The following is a 14246-nucleotide window of genomic DNA, read 5'->3' as shown; positions in this document are numbered from 1 at the left end:
CGACAGACCCTAGCCTTCCGAGGGCCGGGGCTCCGCTGTCGACGGCGGCAGGCCGCCGTTGAACCTGGGGTCGGTGAAGCCGGCGAAGTCGACCTTGCGCGGGATGAGCTTCAACGCCGTGAACGTGTCGGCGATCTCCTGCTCGGAGGCGATCAGCGGCTTGTCGACGGCGACCGCGATCCGGGTCGTGTAGGTGCGCTTCACCGCGGCCAGCGCCACGTCCTCGGGGAGCCCGGTGTCCTTAGACCAGACCTTCGCCCATTCCTCCTCGTGGTCGCACACCCACCGGTAGGCGCGCCGCAGCCGCTCCAGGTAGTCCTTGACCGCGGCGGCCTTCTTCTTGTCCTTCAGCGCGTCCGGCGCCGCGACCTGGAAGGTGAGCCCGTTGGTCACGCCGTCGCCGTCGGTCAGGACCCGGCCCTGCCTGGCCTTCAGCACCTGCGAGGTGTACGGGTCCCACACCGCCCAGGCGTCGACCTTGCCGGCGGTGAACGCGGCGAGCGCGTCGGCCGGCTGGAGGTACTTGACCTTGATGTCGCTCAGTTTCAGCCCGGCCTTCCTCAGGGACGCGACCAGCTGGTAGTGCGCGGACGAACCCTGCGCGACGGCCACGGACCTGCCCTTGAGCTGCTCGGGACTCTTCAGGGACGAGTCGTTCGGGACGAGGATGGTGTCGCCCTTGGACGTGCCGTGCCAGGCGGCCACGACCTTGATCTTCGAGCCCGCTCCGGCCGCGAAGACCGGCGGGGTGTTGCCGACGCCGCCGATGTCGACGGCCCCCGCGTTGACGGCCTCCAGCAGGGGTGGTCCGGAGGTGAAAGTGGACCATTTGATCTTGTAGTCGAGGTTCTTCAGTTCCCCGGCGGCCCGCAGGATGGCCTCCGATCCGCCCTTCTGGTCACCGACGTCGATCGTGACGGAGCCATGGCCGTCGGTGCCGCCGTCCGAGGTGCTGGCGGACGAGTTCCCGCCGCAGGCGGTGAGCAGCAGGGCGAGGGGGAGGAGCAGGGCGGCGGGGGCGGGACGTCGTCGCATGGCGGTTCCGTTCGTGTGGGTCGTACGTGTGGGTCGCGTACGTGGGGGTTCGTACGTGGAGAGGTCAGGCGGCTTCGGCGGCCGTCGCCTCGACGCCGAGGCGTTCGAGAAGGCCGGCGCGCAGTGCGGCGAAACGCGGGTCCGTGATGTCACGGGGACGGTCGAGGTCGATGCGCTGCTCGTGGGCGATGACGCCGCCGTCCATCACCAGGACGCGGTCGGCGAGCAGGACGGCCTCCTCCACGTCGTGAGTGACCAGGAGCACCGCGCATCCCCGGCGCTGCCACAACTCGCCCACGAGCCGCTGGGCCTTGATCCGGGTGAGCGCGTCGAGCGCGCCGAACGGCTCGTCGAGCAGCAGCAGATCGGGCTCACGCACCAACGCCCGTGCGAGCGAGGCGCGTTGGGACTCACCGCCGGAGAGGGTCTTGGGCCAGGCGTCCGAGCGGTGGCCGAGGCCTACCTCGTCGAGGGCCCGCTCGGCGACGGCGCGTTCGGGCTTGCCGGGCAGCCCGAGCACGACGTTGCGCCACACCTTCTTCCACGGCATCAGCCGGGGCGCCTGGAAGGCGACGGCCTTGCGGCGCGGCACCAGCACGGTGCCCTCGATGTCGCGGTCGAGCCCGGCGAGGATGCGCAGCAGCGTCGACTTGCCGCAGCCGCTGCGGCCGAGCAGGGCCACGAACTCGCCCGGCCGGACGTCCAGTCGCAGGTCGTCGATGACGGCACGGCCGTCGAAGGACCGGGTGAGCCCTTCGACATGGACCGCCTGGGGGGTCACCGGCCGGTGAACGTCGGTCGCCATTGCAGCAGCAGCCTTTCGAGGGAGCGGACGATGAAGTCGGCGAGCAGGCCGAGGAAGGCGTAGACGACCAGGCAGACCACGATCACGTCGGTCCGCAGGAAGTCCCGCGCCTGCACCATGAGGAACCCGATGCCGGAGTCGGCGTTGACCTGCTCGGCGAAGACCAGCGCGAGCCAGGCGATGCCGAGCGAGTAGCGCAGACCGGTCATGGCGTTCGGCAGCGCACCCGGGAGGACGACGTTCCGCACGAGCCCCCACCTCGACAGCCCGAGGGACTCCCCGGCCTCGATCAACTGGGCGTCCACGCCGCGGATCCCGGCGTACACGTTGAGGTAGAGCGGGAAGGTCACGCCGAGCGTGATGATGGCGACCTTGGGGGCCTCGCCGATGCCGAACCAGATGATGAACAGCGGGATGAGACCCACGAACGGCACGGTCCGCAGCATCTGCACGGGCGCGTCCACCAGGTCCTCGCCGATCCGGAACAGGCCCGAGAGCAGGGCGAGTCCGGTGCCGACGACCAGTCCGAGCAGCAGCCCGGCCGCGACCCGCTGGAGCGAGGTGCCCATGGCCGCGGGCAGCGAGCCGTCGGCCACCATGTCCCCGGCGACCTGGGCGATACGGCCGGGAGAGGCGAGCACGTCCGGCTGCAACGCGCCCGTGCTGCTGAGGAGCTGCCACAAGGCCAGCAACAGGACCGGGCCGGTGGTGCGGCGCAGCCAGCGGGGGACGCGGGTGCGGCGGGAGGAGGTGGGGACGAGCGGCTGGAGATCGAGACCGGAACCCGATATAGGCGAAATATCGGGTTTCGATGACACGGGCGGGGCATGACTGATGCTCATGAAGGCTCCACGGGGGAGAGCGAGGGCGGAAGGAGGCACGCCTCGCCGCCGCCGCACCGACGAGAGCAGGCGCGCTCAGCGGGCAGGCGGAACCAAGGCGAGGGAACCGGAAGGTGAGGAGAGGAAGGGCGTCAGCAGCCGCGGCGACACGCGGCGGAGGCCACCCGCAGCAGGTCGATGTGACCGCGCGTGGTGAGCAGGGCTGAACGCAACATGCCGCCGAACCTAGCCAGATGGCATGCGCACGGTCAACGGGCGTCTCGTCCAGTGGACGTCTGTACCGCCACCCGGGCGGGGGCGGCCGGGCGGAACCCGGCGCGTGCGTCAGGATGGAGGCATGTCAGATGTCTTCACCACCCGAGTCCTGAACGTCAGCACCGGATCCACGGAGAGGGTCGTCGACATCACCGGCGACTGCGAGTCCTTCCTGCGGGAGGCGGCGGCCGGGCGTGACGGCCTCCTCAACGTCTTCGTCCCGCACGCGACGGCCGGGATCGCCGTTCTCGAGACCGGCGCCGGCAGCGACGACGACCTCCTGGCCGCACTGCACACCCTGCTGCCCGCCGACGACCGCTGGCAGCACCGGCACGGCAGTCCCGGCCACGGCCGCGACCACGTCCTGCCGGCCCTCGTCCCGCCGCACGCGACCCTGCCGGTGCTGGGCGGCCGGCTGGAGCTCGGGACGTGGCAGTCGGTGTGCCTCGTGGACACCAACAAGGACAACCCGGAGCGGAAGGTGCGGCTGAGTTTCCTGGGATGAGCGTGCCTCCGCCCGGCCGGAGCCGCCCCTGCGCGACGCCCGAACGGTTCTGGCGCACCGTGACGCCTGCCTGTAATGCCCGTATTCTCGTCAATGCCAGATTCTCTTCCGAGCAGCGGATGATCGCGGGCGCAAGCGAGGCGAAGCGTGGTTCGGTCCGGCGAGGAACCCAAGCCGGCGGGGCGTGCGACTGACGGCACGGGGCCCGCCCGGCTTCGCGAGCGGTTTCTCCGGGGCGAGCCGGTCGAGACGGGTGTACGGACGTCCATCCTGAACTCGTGGCAGCGCTCCCGGTCCCTGGGCCTGTCGCCGGACCAGACCGACCTCCCCTACCGGGAGGACTTCGACCCGGGAGGCCGTATCGTCCGCGCGGCCGTGCCGGTGCTGGACCGGCTCCAGGACGCGTTCTCCGGCAGCCAGATCAACATCTCGGTCGCCGACGCGAACGGGACGGTCCTGCTGCGCCGATTCGGGGACCCGTCGATGGCCAGGAGCCTCCCGGCGATCCAGCGGGTCCCGGGGTTCGTGTTCGCCGAGCAGGTCGCCGGCACCAACGGCATCGGCCTCGCCCTGGCGGAGCGGCAGCTCATCCGCGTCTACGGCGCTGAGCACTTCGCGGAACGCTCCCAGGGCAACGCCTGCGTCGCGATGCCCGTCCGTGATCCGCTCAGCGGACGCATCGAGGGCGTTCTGTGCTTCGGCTATCCGCGCAGTTTCGAACACCCCGCGCTGGGGGCGGCGATCCGCCGGGCGGCCGAGAACATCGAGCGCCGGCTGCTGGGGCAGAGCTCCGCGCACGAGCGCGCCCTGCTGCGGACGTACCTGGCCACCGGGGTCGGGGCCGGCCCGCACCGCGGGATGGCCTTGGACGCGCTGGCTGACGAGTTCCACCCCCGTGACCAGGCGATCCTGAGAGAGATGGCCGCCGAGCTGATCTCCCGCGGGCAGCGGGCCGCCGTCGACGTGACCCTGCCGGGCGGCCGGCGGGTGACGCTCGTGAGCCGCCCGATGACGAGCGCCTCCGGGGTGCGGGGCTTCGCCATCGAGGCCGTGCTGCCCGGCGCTTCGGCGGGCGAGTCCCTCGTCCTGCCGCACCAGGCGGACGAGCTGCCGGACCTCGCCGCCCTCTCGGTCGCCCCACGGCCCGCACGGCCGTCGCTCACCCTGCCGTCCGGGCACGTCGCGGCCGCGCCCGTCCCGGTCGTCGCGCCCGACGGTGACCGGGGATCGGCGGAGCCCGACGGTGACCGGGGACCGGCGGGGCCCGGCGGTACCGTCACGGCCGACGGCGACACCGTCACGGCCGAGGGTGGCAGGGGCGCGACCGACGGCGGTAGGGACATGGCAGGCGGCGGGGGCGTGGCGGACGGCGGAAGGCAGGCGTTGCACGGCGGCCGGGGACCGGCCGACGGCGGCAGGGGCGCGGCGGACGACCGCTCCGGCTCACCGTTCCCGGCCCGGGGGCTCGTGATGGTGGGGGAGCCGCACGTCGGGGCCTACGCCCTGGCCGCGCGCCGGCGCCTGGAGCTGCTGTCCGAGGCCAGCGCCCGCATCGGCACCACTCTGGACGTGCGCCGCACCGCCGAGGAACTGGCCGAGACGGCGGTCCCGCGCCTGGCCGACTTCGTCACCATCGACCTGCCCGATGCCGTCCTGCGCGGCGAGGAGTCCGCCGACCCCCTCGCCGACCTGCGCCGCACGGTGCTGCACGGCGTCCGCGAGGGCCTGCCCTTCACGCCGCCCGGCAAGCGCATCGACTTCGGCCCGACCGCGCCCCAGCTGCGCTGCCTGACCAAGGGCGAGGCGGTGCTGGAACCGGACCTGAAGGCCGCCGCGGGCTGGCTCGCCCAGGACCCCGAGCACACCGCACGCCTGCTCGCCCACGTCCACTCCCTCATCGCGGTGCCCCTGCTCGCCCGTGGCGTCGTCCTGGGCATCGCCAGCTTCTACCGCGCCGGGAGCCCCTACGGGGACGACGACCGCTCGCTGGCCCGGGAACTCGCCAGCCGCGCCGCCCTGTCCATCGACAACGCCCGGCGCTACACCCACGAACGCACCATGGTCCTGGCCCTCCAGCGCAGACTCCTCCCGCACGGTCTGCCCGACCAGGACGCCGTCGAGGTGGCCCACCGCTATCTGCCCGCCGAGTCCGACGTGGGCGGGGACTGGTACGACGTCATACCGCTCTCCGGGGCCCGTGTCGGGCTCCTCGTCGGCGACGTCGTCGGCCACGGCATGCTCTCCGCGGCCACCATGGGCCGGCTGCGCACCGCCGCCCGCAGCTTCGCCGAGCTCGACTTCACCCCGGACGAGGTCCTCACCCACCTGGACAACCTCGTGGGCCGCCTGGACCGGGAGGACCCCGACGGCAAGGGCGCCGGCGTCATCGGCGCGACCTGCCTGTACGCCGTCTACGACCCGACCGTGCAGCGGTGCCTCATGGCGCGTGCCGGTCACCCGCCGCCCGCACTCGTCCGCCCCGACGGCACCGTGTCCTATCCCGACCTCCCGGCCGGGCCCCCGCTGGGTCTCGGGGGCCTGCCGTTCGACGCCGTCGAGATCGACGTCCCCGAGGGCAGTCAGCTGGTGCTCTACACCGACGGACTCATCGAGGACCGGCACCGCGACGTCGACGTGGTGCTGGAGCAGTTGCGCGTGGCCCTGGCCCATCCGGAGCGCGCGCCCGAGGAGACCTGCCAGGCCGTCCTGGACACCGTGGCGCCCGCGCACCCGCACGACGACATCGCCCTGCTCGTCGCCCGCGTCCACGCCATGGACCCGGTCCGGATCGCGAGCTGGGAGCTGTCCGCCGACCCGGCGCTCGTCGGCGAGGTCCGGGCCTTGGCGATGCGCCGCCTGTCCGACTGGGGGCTCGACGAGACCGCGTTCGCCGCGGAGCTGATCCTCAGCGAGCTGATCACCAACGCCATCCGGCACGGTGCCGGGCCCATCCGGGTCCGGCTGCTGTACGGGCGCACCCTGATCTGCGAGGTCTCCGACGCCAGCAACACCGCCCCCCATCTGCGCCGGGCGGCCAGCACGGACGAGGGCGGACGCGGCCTGTTCCTCGTCGCGCAGCTCTCGCAGAGCTGGGGCACGCGCTACCTGCCGGAGGGCAAGGTCATCTGGGCCGAATGCGGGCTCGACGCCGCGTGACGCGCCCGCCGACCCGCGTGGGGGTCACAGCGGCCGAAAAGTGCCCGAAATGTTGTAATTTGATCGAGTGCGCGACGCTCCTGACACGCCGGTCAAGGCGGCTTCACCCTTCGGGCCGGAGCCGTTGGTCCGTATCCGCGGGCTCGGCAAGCGGTTCGGCGGGACCGTCGCGCTGGCCGGGGTCGACCTCGACGTCCACGCCGGCAGCGTGCTCGCCCTCCTCGGGCCCAACGGGGCCGGCAAGTCCACGCTCATCAAGGTCCTCGCCGGCGTCCACCCCGCCGACGCGGGGCAGATCACCGTGGACGGCCGGCCCCTCGGCAGCCCTGCCGCGTCCCGGAGCATGTCCTTCATCCACCAGGACCTCGGTCTCGTGGAGTGGATGACGGTCGCCGAGAACATCGCCCTGACCAACGGATACGCACGCCGGAGCGGCCTGATCTCCTGGCGGCACACCCGCGAGCGCTGCGTCGAGGCGCTGCGGATCGTCGCCGGGCACCTCGACCCCGACGCGCCGGTCTCCGGGCTCGCACCGGCCGAGCGCTCGCTCGTCGCGATCGCCAGGGCCCTGGCGGCCCGCGCGAAGCTCATCGTCCTCGACGAGCCGACCGCCCGCCTGCCCGCTGCGGACAGCGCCCGGCTCTTCGGCGTCCTGCACGACCTGCGCGACCGCGGCCACGCCATCCTCTACGTCAGCCACCGCCTGGACGAGGTGTACCAGGTCGCCGACACCTTCGCCGTTCTGCGCGACGGCCGCCTCGTCAGCCACGGCCGGCTCGCGGACCACAGCCCCGCCCGCCTGGTCCACGACATCGTCGGCGAGGAGAAACAGCCACCTACGCCCCACCCGGCGGCTGCCGACCGCGCTGGCGGTGCTCCGGCTGCCGACCGCGCTGCCGGGACTCCGGCCGTCGATCGCCCCGCCGGTGTTCCGGCTTCTGATCGCCCTGGCGGGTCTCCGGCTGCCGCTGGTCCTGGCGGGTCTCCGGACGTCGACCGCTCGGCCGGTGTTCCGGCTTCTGATCGTCCTGGCGGGCCTCTGGCTGCCGCCGGCCCCGCCGGGCCTCCGGCCACCGACCACCCTGCCGGCCCTCCGGCTCCCGCCCGCCCAGCCGAGACCCCACCAGCCACCCCACCCGTCCTGACCCTCGACTCCGTACGCACCCCCCTGGCCGGACCCGTCAGCCTGGAACTAGCCGCCGGAGAGGTCCTCGGACTGGTCGGGCTCTCGGATGCCGGGCACACGGAGCTGGGACGTGCCCTTGCCGGGGCGCGGCCGCTTCTCGGGGGGCGGGTCGTGCTCCACGGGCGGCCCTACCACCCCCGCACGGTCGCGGAGGCCGTAGCCCTCGGTGTCGGCTTCGTGTCGGGCGACCGGCTGCGCGAGGGCTGTCTCGCCGAACTGACCGTACGGGAGAACCTCCTGGCCAATCCCCGCGCGGGAGGCCGGGCGGCGCCGCGGTGGATCGGTCCCCGCCGCGAACGTGCCCAGGCCGCCGCCCTGATCGACCGGTTCTCGGTGCGCCCCCGCGACAGCGAGGCCCCCATCGCCACGCTCTCCGGCGGGAACCAGCAGAAAGTCATGATCGGCCGCTGGCTGCGGACCCAGCTGCGGCTGCTGATCCTCGAGGAGCCGACCGCGAGCGTGGACATCGGCGCCAAGGCCGCGATCCACCGGCTGCTCGACGAGGCGCTGTCGGCGGGCCTCGCGGTCCTGCTCCTGTCGACCGACTTCGAGGAGGTCGCGAGCGTGTGCGGGCGCACCCTGGTCTTCGTCCGGGGTGCCGTGACGGCCGAGCTGAGCGGCAGCGCCCTCACCGTCACCGGGCTCACCCGGGCGGCCTCGGCCCTGCCCCCGTCCACGGCCGCGACGAACCCATGACCGAACCGCCCTCCCCCTCCTCGCCCCACCCCGGGCGCCTGCGCGCCCCCGGCGGGCACCACATCGGCGCCTACGGCCTCCTCGCCCTCACCGCCCTGCTCTACCTCGTCTTCTCCCTCGCCCTGCCGCGCACCTTCCCCACGCTGGACACCGTCGACTCGATCCTGTCCGCCCAGTCGATCCCGGCCGTCCTCGCGCTGGCCGCAATGGTGCCCATCGTCACCGGCGCGTTCGACCTCTCCATCGGCTACGGTCTCGGACTGGCCCACGTCATGGTGATGCAGCTCGTCGTCAACGAGAACTGGCCCTGGCCGCTCGCCTGCCTCACCGTGCTCGCCGGAGGGCTGGTCGTGGGCGTCCTCAACGGCGTCGTCGTCGAGTTCGGCCGGATCGACTCCTTCATCGCCACCCTCGGCACCGGCAGCATGATGTACGCCGTGACCGGCTGGATCACCGACGGCAGCCGGATCGTCCCCGGCCCGCAGGGCCTCCCGCCCGCGTTCACCGACCTCTACGACTCCACGTTCCTCGGCCTTCCGGTCCCCGCCTTCTACGTGCTCGCCCTCGCGGGCCTGCTCTGGCTGGTGCTGGAGCGGCTGCCGCTCGGCCGGTACCTGTACGTCGTCGGGTCGAACCCACGCGCGGCCGACCTCGTCGGCATCCCGACGCGCACCTACACCGTCTACGCGTTCGCCGCCTCGGGGCTGATCGTCGGCTTCGCCGGTGTGCTGCTCGCGGCCCAGCAGCAGATCGGCAACCCGAGCGTCGGCCTCGACTACCTGCTGCCCGCCTTCGTCGGCGCCCTGCTCGGCTCCACGGCGATCAAACCCGGCCGGCCCAACGCCCTCGGCACCGTCGTCGCCGTCGCCGTCCTGGCCGTCGGCCTGACCGGCATCGCCCAGCTGGGCGCCGACTTCTGGACGGTGCCGCTGTTCCACGGCGGCACCCTGCTCATCGCCGTGGGCCTGGCCGGATACGCCGCCCGCCGCCGGTTGCGCGGCGGCGCCGCGGCCCGCGACACACCCGCCGCGCCACCCCCGTCACCGTCCTCCCCGCCGCCGTCCTCCCCGACCCCGGAGGGCGGCACGGCAGGCACACCCCCCTGACCCCCCGGCATCCCCGCCGCGCCGATCCCCTCACAGGAGTCCCCGTGCACCGCAACCGCAAGGCCGCCCCCGCAGTCCGCACCGTGCGGCTCGCCTGCTGCGCCCTGCTGGTGACGGCGACCGCCCTCGTCGGCTGCGAACGCGGTTCGTCGGACGGCGCCGACGAGACCGCGACGGGCCCGAGCGGCTGCCCCGACGTCCAGGCCAGGGCCCGGGCCGCCGTCACCCGGGCGGAGCGGACCGACATCCCCTGGGGCGGACCCACCAGCGGCCCGGAGGCGGTGTCCGGAAAGACCATCGTCTACGTCGCCCAGACGATGACCAATCCCGGCGTCGCGGGCGCCGCGAGGGGGGTGCGGGAAGCCGCGCGGGTCATCGGGTGGAACGTCCGGGTCATCGACGGCGGAGGCACCCCGGCCGGCATCCAGGCGGCCATGAGCGAGGCCGTGGCCCTCAGGTCCTCGGGCATCGTCATCGGCGGCTTCGACCCCGACTCGACGGCACAACAGGCCGCCCGGGCCAACGCGCAGGGCATCCCGCTCATCGGCTGGCACGCGGTCCCCGAACCCGGCCCCAGCAGGCAGCCCGACCTCTTCACCAACGTCACCACCCGCGTCCAGGACGTGGCCCGCATCAGCGCGCAGTGGATCATCTCCGACTCGGACGGCCGTGCCGGCGTCGTGCTCATCACCGACGCGTCGATCCCCTTCGCCAGGAACAAGTCCGACCTGATCAGGAAGGAACTCACCAGTTGCCGCGGGGTGCGGCTGCTCTCCGTCGAGAACATCCCGATCCCGGACGCGAGCAGCCGCACCCCGCGGGAGATCTCCTCGCTGCTCTCCCGGTTCCAGGACCGGTGGACCCACTCCGTCGCCATCAACGACCTGTACTTCGCCGACGCCGCCCCCGCCTTCCGCGCCGCCGGCGAGAAGGGCTCGGGGCCGCCCTACAACATCGGCGCGGGCGACGGCGACCCGTCCGCCTTCCAGCGCATCAACAGCAGGCAGTACCAGGCCGCCACCGTGCCCGAACCGCTGTCCCTCCAGGGCTGGCAGATCGTCGACGAGTTCAACCGCGCCTTCTCGGGCCGCCCGGCCAGCGGGTACACGGCCCCCGTCCACATCGCCACGGCCGGCAACAGCGACGGCGCCACGAGCTGGGACCCGTCGGGCTACCGGGAGGCGTACCGGAAGATCTGGGGGAAGTGACGTCCGATCACGGTGCCGATCTCTTCACGAAACATGCACGGAACCTCGGAATCCCTTTAAGTTTCAAGGGCTAATCTCACCGTCAGTCGAGTGGCCGCCGGGGGTCGATCCGAGCGGGGCCCGTTCCACGGCGGCACTCGCAACCCCCCACCAGGCACAGGAGACTGGGCGTGCACGACGGCGACGTAGTGGTGATCGGCGGCGGCTATGGCGGTGTCCGGCTGGCGAAGCGGCTGGACGGGACGGCCCGGGTCACGCTGGTGGACCGCAAGGAGGTCTTCTTTCATCGCGTCGCCTCCCTGCGCGCGGGTGTGCGCTCCGAGTGGACGCACACGCCCTTCATCCCGTACGACCGGCTGCTGCACCACGGCCGGGTGGTCGCGGGCAAGGCCGTCCGTATCGACACCGCCGAGCGGCAGGTCGTCCTCGCCACGGGCGAGCGGCTGCCCTACGACGTCGTCGTGATCGCCACCGGCGCCGACTACCCCGAGCCGGCCCGCTTCGTGGGCACCACCGTCGAGGAGGCGGCCAAGTCGTTCGCCGAACACCAGCGCAACGTCGCCACGGCCGAGCACGTCCTCGTCGTCGGCGGCGGCCCCGGGGGCGTCGAACTCAGCGCCGAGATCCGCCTCGCCCGGCCGGACGCCCGGGTCACCCTCGCCCACTCCGGACCGGCCCTGCTCGACTCCACGGGCAGCGCGCGGCCGGGACGCAAGGCCCTCGCATGGCTGGAGTCCCACGACATCGAGGTACGGCTCGACTCGTTCATGTCGCCCGGCAACGACTTCGGCACCTACCGCGACGGCCGCGGCACCGTCATCGAGGCCGACCTGTCCTTCTGGGCGACGGGCACCACACCCAACACGCTCTGGCTCCGCCTGGCCGGACACGGTGACTGGCTGAACAGGGACGGACACGTCAAGGTCGACCGGACGCTCCGGGTCGAGGGCAGGCTGGACGTGTTCGCCGTCGGCGACGTCAACGACGTCAGCGAACTCAAGATCACCCCCGCCGCCCTCGCCCAGGCGGACATAGCCGCCCACAACATCCGCGCCTACCTCCAGAGTTCGGGCAAGCACCGCAAGGAGCCGCGCTTCTACCGGCCGATCCAGCGCACCCCGCTCATCGTGCCGTTCGGCCCGGCCGACGGACTCACCGTGCTGCCCGTACCGGGCGGCGAGTCCGCGGTCCTCGGCAGCCGCACCACCACACTGGCCAAGGCGAAGACCCTCATGACGCCTTACATGCGGCGCCAACTCGGTTACACGGCCGCCTGATACGCAACCGGAACCACCCCCGTCGTTACCCGCCGGTTGCGCCTGGGGTAGGGTCCCCACCGTTTCCGGTTACCGGCTGATGGCGTGCCGGTACGGGGCGTGTCGGAGGGTGGCAAGAGATGGAATCCCAGTGGGGTGACGGTGGATCCGTGGACCTGGACGACACGCGGTTGGAGGCATTGAGTCCCCAACCGCTGCTGACCCGGGACTACGAGACGCGCCCCGCGCTCGTGTACGAGCGGCTGAGGCAGCAGCACGGCCCGGTCGCGCCGGTCGATCTGCTCGGCGTCCCCGCCTGGCTGGTCCTGGGCTACCGCGAGGCGCTCCAGGTGCTCCAGGACAACGACGGCTTCCCGAAGGGGCTGGAGAACTGGCGCGCCCGCTCCGAGGGCCGGGTACCGGCCGACTGGCCGCTCGGCCCGTCCCTGGAGGTCAACCACATCCTGATCCAGGGCGGCCCCGGATACCGGCCGCTGCGGACGGCGTGGGACGTGGCCCTCAAGCCGTTCCAGGACCCGCGCCACCCCCAGGCCAAGCGCCTCAAGGCCGCCGTCACCGCCTACGCCGACGAGCTGATCACCCTGGTCGGGCAGGGCGGAAAGACGGGCGTGGCGGACTTGTCCGCACAGTTCTCCCGGCCGCTGCCGCTGATGGTGGCCAGCCATCTGCTCGGCTTCCCCGGCTCCCAGGGCGACGACGCGCTGATGGACATGTGGCGCGTGCTCGACGCGGGCCCGGACGCCGAGGCCGCGCTGGAGCGCCTGCTCGCGACGCTGGCGGAACTGGCCGCGACCAAGCTGGAGAAGCCGGGTGACGACTTCCCCTCCTACCTGCTGGCCGCGCACCCGGACCTGTCGCTCGACCATCTGGCCCGCGAGCTGTTCATGCTGCTCGGCATGACCTCCGACCACGTCGGCATCCTCATCTCCAACACCGTCGTGGAGGTCATCTCCGGCGAGAGCAGCGTGCGCGCCAGCCTGTCCGCCGGGATGGTCCGGGAGACCATGAACCGGGTGGTCATGCGCAAGCCGCCCCTGGTGAACTTCGTCCCGCGCTTCGCGGCCCAGGACACCCCGCTCGGCAACTACACGATCCGGGCCGGCGACCCGGTGTGGGTCTCCTCGGCCGCCGCGCACGCCGACCCGCTCTTCGCCGACCACGTCGCCTCCGGCACCACCATCAGCACCCGGGCGCACCTGTCCTGGGGAGCCGGACCGCGCCAGTGCCCGGCGCGGGAACTCGCCTCGACGGTCGCGGCGGCCGGTGTGGGGCGCCTGTTCGAGCGGTTCGACCACCTCGACCTCGCCCTGCCCGCCGACCAACTGCCCTGGCGTTCCTCCCCGTTCATGCGCGGCCTGCGCTCGCTGCCCGTGCGGTACGAACTCTCCGCGGCGCCCGCGCGGCCGCCGGCCGATGGTCCCGCGCCGGTGGCCGAGGAGGTCCTGCCGGACCCGTCCGCCCGGCAGCGCTCCTCGCTGTGGCGCTATCTGACGGGCCTGATCCGCGGCGGCCGGTGACCGGGAGGCCGAGTCGGAACGCCCATGCCGTATCGCCGTTCCTCCCGCTCCGGGGGTGACGGTCTCACGCCGCACGCGTGACGAACGGTGCTGTTGCGCGGCGGCCCGTTCTGGAGTGCTCGTCAGAGATCCCGGAACCTCCTCAGAGATCTCGGGACAGGGCGACTCCGATTGCGTCCGCCCGTCTTCCTGGTGATCACCGACAGGTGGTTGCGGACCGTCGCCACGGACAGGCGCAGCCGCTCGGCGATCTCCCGGGTGGGAGAGCCGTCGGCGGTCAGCCGCAGCACCCCCACCTCGCGCGGGGTCAGCGGGTTCGCCCCCGCGTCCAGGTGTCGTCGAGGCCATCATCAGCAGCAGTCGGCACTCCGGCAGCCGCGTCCGCAGCTCGCCCCGGACGGCGACCTCCTCGCCCTCCTTGGGAGTCCACGCCGATCGCGGCCACGGCGGGGCGGCACGCCACGGCACGTGCCACCATGTCACCGTTGCCGTCGGCCTCGGCGACGACCGCGTCCAATGCGAACTCGTGATCGAGTGGTGAGGCCCAGGACGCGGGCGTACCGTCGAACGGTGGACACCGCAGGCAGCAGCCCGCAGCCGGCTTCACCACAGGCGACCACCACCAGGGAATCCGGTGGTGGCGGAAATGCGATGGCGC

The 14246-nt window shown here is 72.7% G+C and carries 12 protein-coding genes; 7 read left to right on the top strand and 5 right to left on the bottom strand.

The genetic code is table 11. The features are described 5' to 3' along the window. Window positions 1-9 precede the first annotated feature (9 nt). The 4 genes from PV963_RS06300 to PV963_RS43940 all read right to left on the bottom strand — a co-directional run bounded on the left by PV963_RS06300 (window position 10) and on the right by PV963_RS43940 (window position 2897). Window positions 10-1035, bottom strand: a complete 1026-nt coding sequence (locus tag PV963_RS06300; RefSeq protein WP_274814590.1) for an ABC transporter substrate-binding protein — start codon at window positions 1033-1035, stop codon at window positions 10-12. Between the two features lie 64 nt (window positions 1036-1099). Continuing rightward, window positions 1100-1840: an ABC transporter ATP-binding protein gene (locus PV963_RS06295; protein ID WP_274814589.1), complete on the bottom strand. Its 741-nt coding sequence runs from the start codon at window positions 1838-1840 to the stop codon at window positions 1100-1102. Beyond that, window positions 1813-2682: an ABC transporter permease gene (locus tag PV963_RS06290; RefSeq protein WP_274814588.1), complete on the bottom strand. Its 870-nt coding sequence runs from the start codon at window positions 2680-2682 to the stop codon at window positions 1813-1815. Before PV963_RS06290 ends, PV963_RS06295 begins: the two co-directional genes overlap by 28 nt. A 131-nt stretch (window positions 2683-2813) precedes the next feature. Beyond that, on the bottom strand, window positions 2814-2897 hold the full coding sequence (locus tag PV963_RS43940) for a putative leader peptide (protein ID WP_349817350.1): 84 nt from the start codon (window positions 2895-2897) through the stop codon (window positions 2814-2816). Window positions 2898-3019: 122 nt separating this feature from the next. Here PV963_RS43940 and PV963_RS06285 point away from each other — a divergent pair, with 122 nt between their 5' ends. From PV963_RS06285 to PV963_RS06255, 7 genes are all read left to right on the top strand, one after another. After that, window positions 3020-3442, top strand: a complete 423-nt coding sequence (locus tag PV963_RS06285) for a secondary thiamine-phosphate synthase enzyme YjbQ (RefSeq protein WP_184981134.1) — start codon at window positions 3020-3022, stop codon at window positions 3440-3442. A 147-nt stretch (window positions 3443-3589) separates the two neighbouring features. After that, on the top strand, window positions 3590-6598 hold the full coding sequence (locus PV963_RS06280) for a SpoIIE family protein phosphatase (protein ID WP_274814587.1): 3009 nt from the start codon (window positions 3590-3592) through the stop codon (window positions 6596-6598). 67 nt (window positions 6599-6665) lie between these two features. Then, window positions 6666-8480 (top strand): sugar ABC transporter ATP-binding protein, encoded by a 1815-nt coding sequence (locus PV963_RS06275; RefSeq protein ID WP_274814586.1) that lies wholly within the window; start codon window positions 6666-6668, stop codon window positions 8478-8480. Continuing rightward, entirely contained in the window at window positions 8477-9586 is a 1110-nt protein-coding gene (locus PV963_RS06270) for an ABC transporter permease (RefSeq protein WP_274814585.1), read from the top strand. Before PV963_RS06275 ends, PV963_RS06270 begins: the two co-directional genes overlap by 4 nt. 44 nt (window positions 9587-9630) lie before the next feature. After that, complete coding sequence (locus PV963_RS06265) at window positions 9631-10794, top strand: substrate-binding domain-containing protein (RefSeq protein WP_274814584.1); 1164 nt, start codon at window positions 9631-9633, stop codon at window positions 10792-10794. Between the two features lie 170 nt (window positions 10795-10964). Further along, window positions 10965-12071, top strand: coding sequence for an FAD-dependent oxidoreductase (locus tag PV963_RS06260; RefSeq protein WP_274814583.1), 1107 nt, complete (start codon window positions 10965-10967; stop codon window positions 12069-12071). Between the two features lie 119 nt (window positions 12072-12190). Next, complete coding sequence (locus PV963_RS06255; RefSeq protein WP_274814582.1) at window positions 12191-13588, top strand: cytochrome P450; 1398 nt, start codon at window positions 12191-12193, stop codon at window positions 13586-13588. Between the two features lie 122 nt (window positions 13589-13710). Here the strand turns inward: PV963_RS06255 and PV963_RS06250 are convergent, their stop codons facing one another. After that, entirely contained in the window at window positions 13711-13878 is a 168-nt protein-coding gene (locus PV963_RS06250) for a LuxR C-terminal-related transcriptional regulator (protein ID WP_425540877.1), read from the bottom strand. Between the last annotated feature and the right edge of the window lie 368 nt (window positions 13879-14246).

The sequence above is a fragment of the Streptomyces coeruleorubidus genome (assembly GCF_028885415.1).
GTDB classification, from domain to species: domain Bacteria; phylum Actinomycetota; class Actinomycetes; order Streptomycetales; family Streptomycetaceae; genus Streptomyces; species Streptomyces coeruleorubidus_A.
Note: the sequence above shows the minus strand (reverse complement) of the source record. Positions and strands in the feature narration are given on the sequence as shown.

Bases quoted from the DNA above. Each gene is read 5' to 3' on its own strand.
- PV963_RS06300 (WP_274814590.1), bottom strand. From the start codon at position 1,035: ATGCGACGACGTCCCGCCCCCGCCGCCCTGCTCCTCCCCCTCGCCCTG.
- PV963_RS06295 (WP_274814589.1), bottom strand. From the start codon at position 1,840: ATGGCGACCGACGTTCACCGGCCGGTGACCCCCCAGGCGGTCCATGTC.
- PV963_RS06290 (WP_274814588.1), bottom strand. From the start codon at position 2,682: ATGAGCATCAGTCATGCCCCGCCCGTGTCATCGAAACCCGATATTTCG.
- PV963_RS43940 (WP_349817350.1), bottom strand. From the start codon at position 2,897: ATGTTGCGTTCAGCCCTGCTCACCACGCGCGGTCACATCGACCTGCTG.
- PV963_RS06285 (WP_184981134.1), top strand. From the start codon at position 3,020: ATGTCAGATGTCTTCACCACCCGAGTCCTGAACGTCAGCACCGGATCC.
- PV963_RS06270 (WP_274814585.1), top strand. From the start codon at position 8,477: ATGACCGAACCGCCCTCCCCCTCCTCGCCCCACCCCGGGCGCCTGCGC.
- PV963_RS06255 (WP_274814582.1), top strand. From the start codon at position 12,191: ATGGAATCCCAGTGGGGTGACGGTGGATCCGTGGACCTGGACGACACG.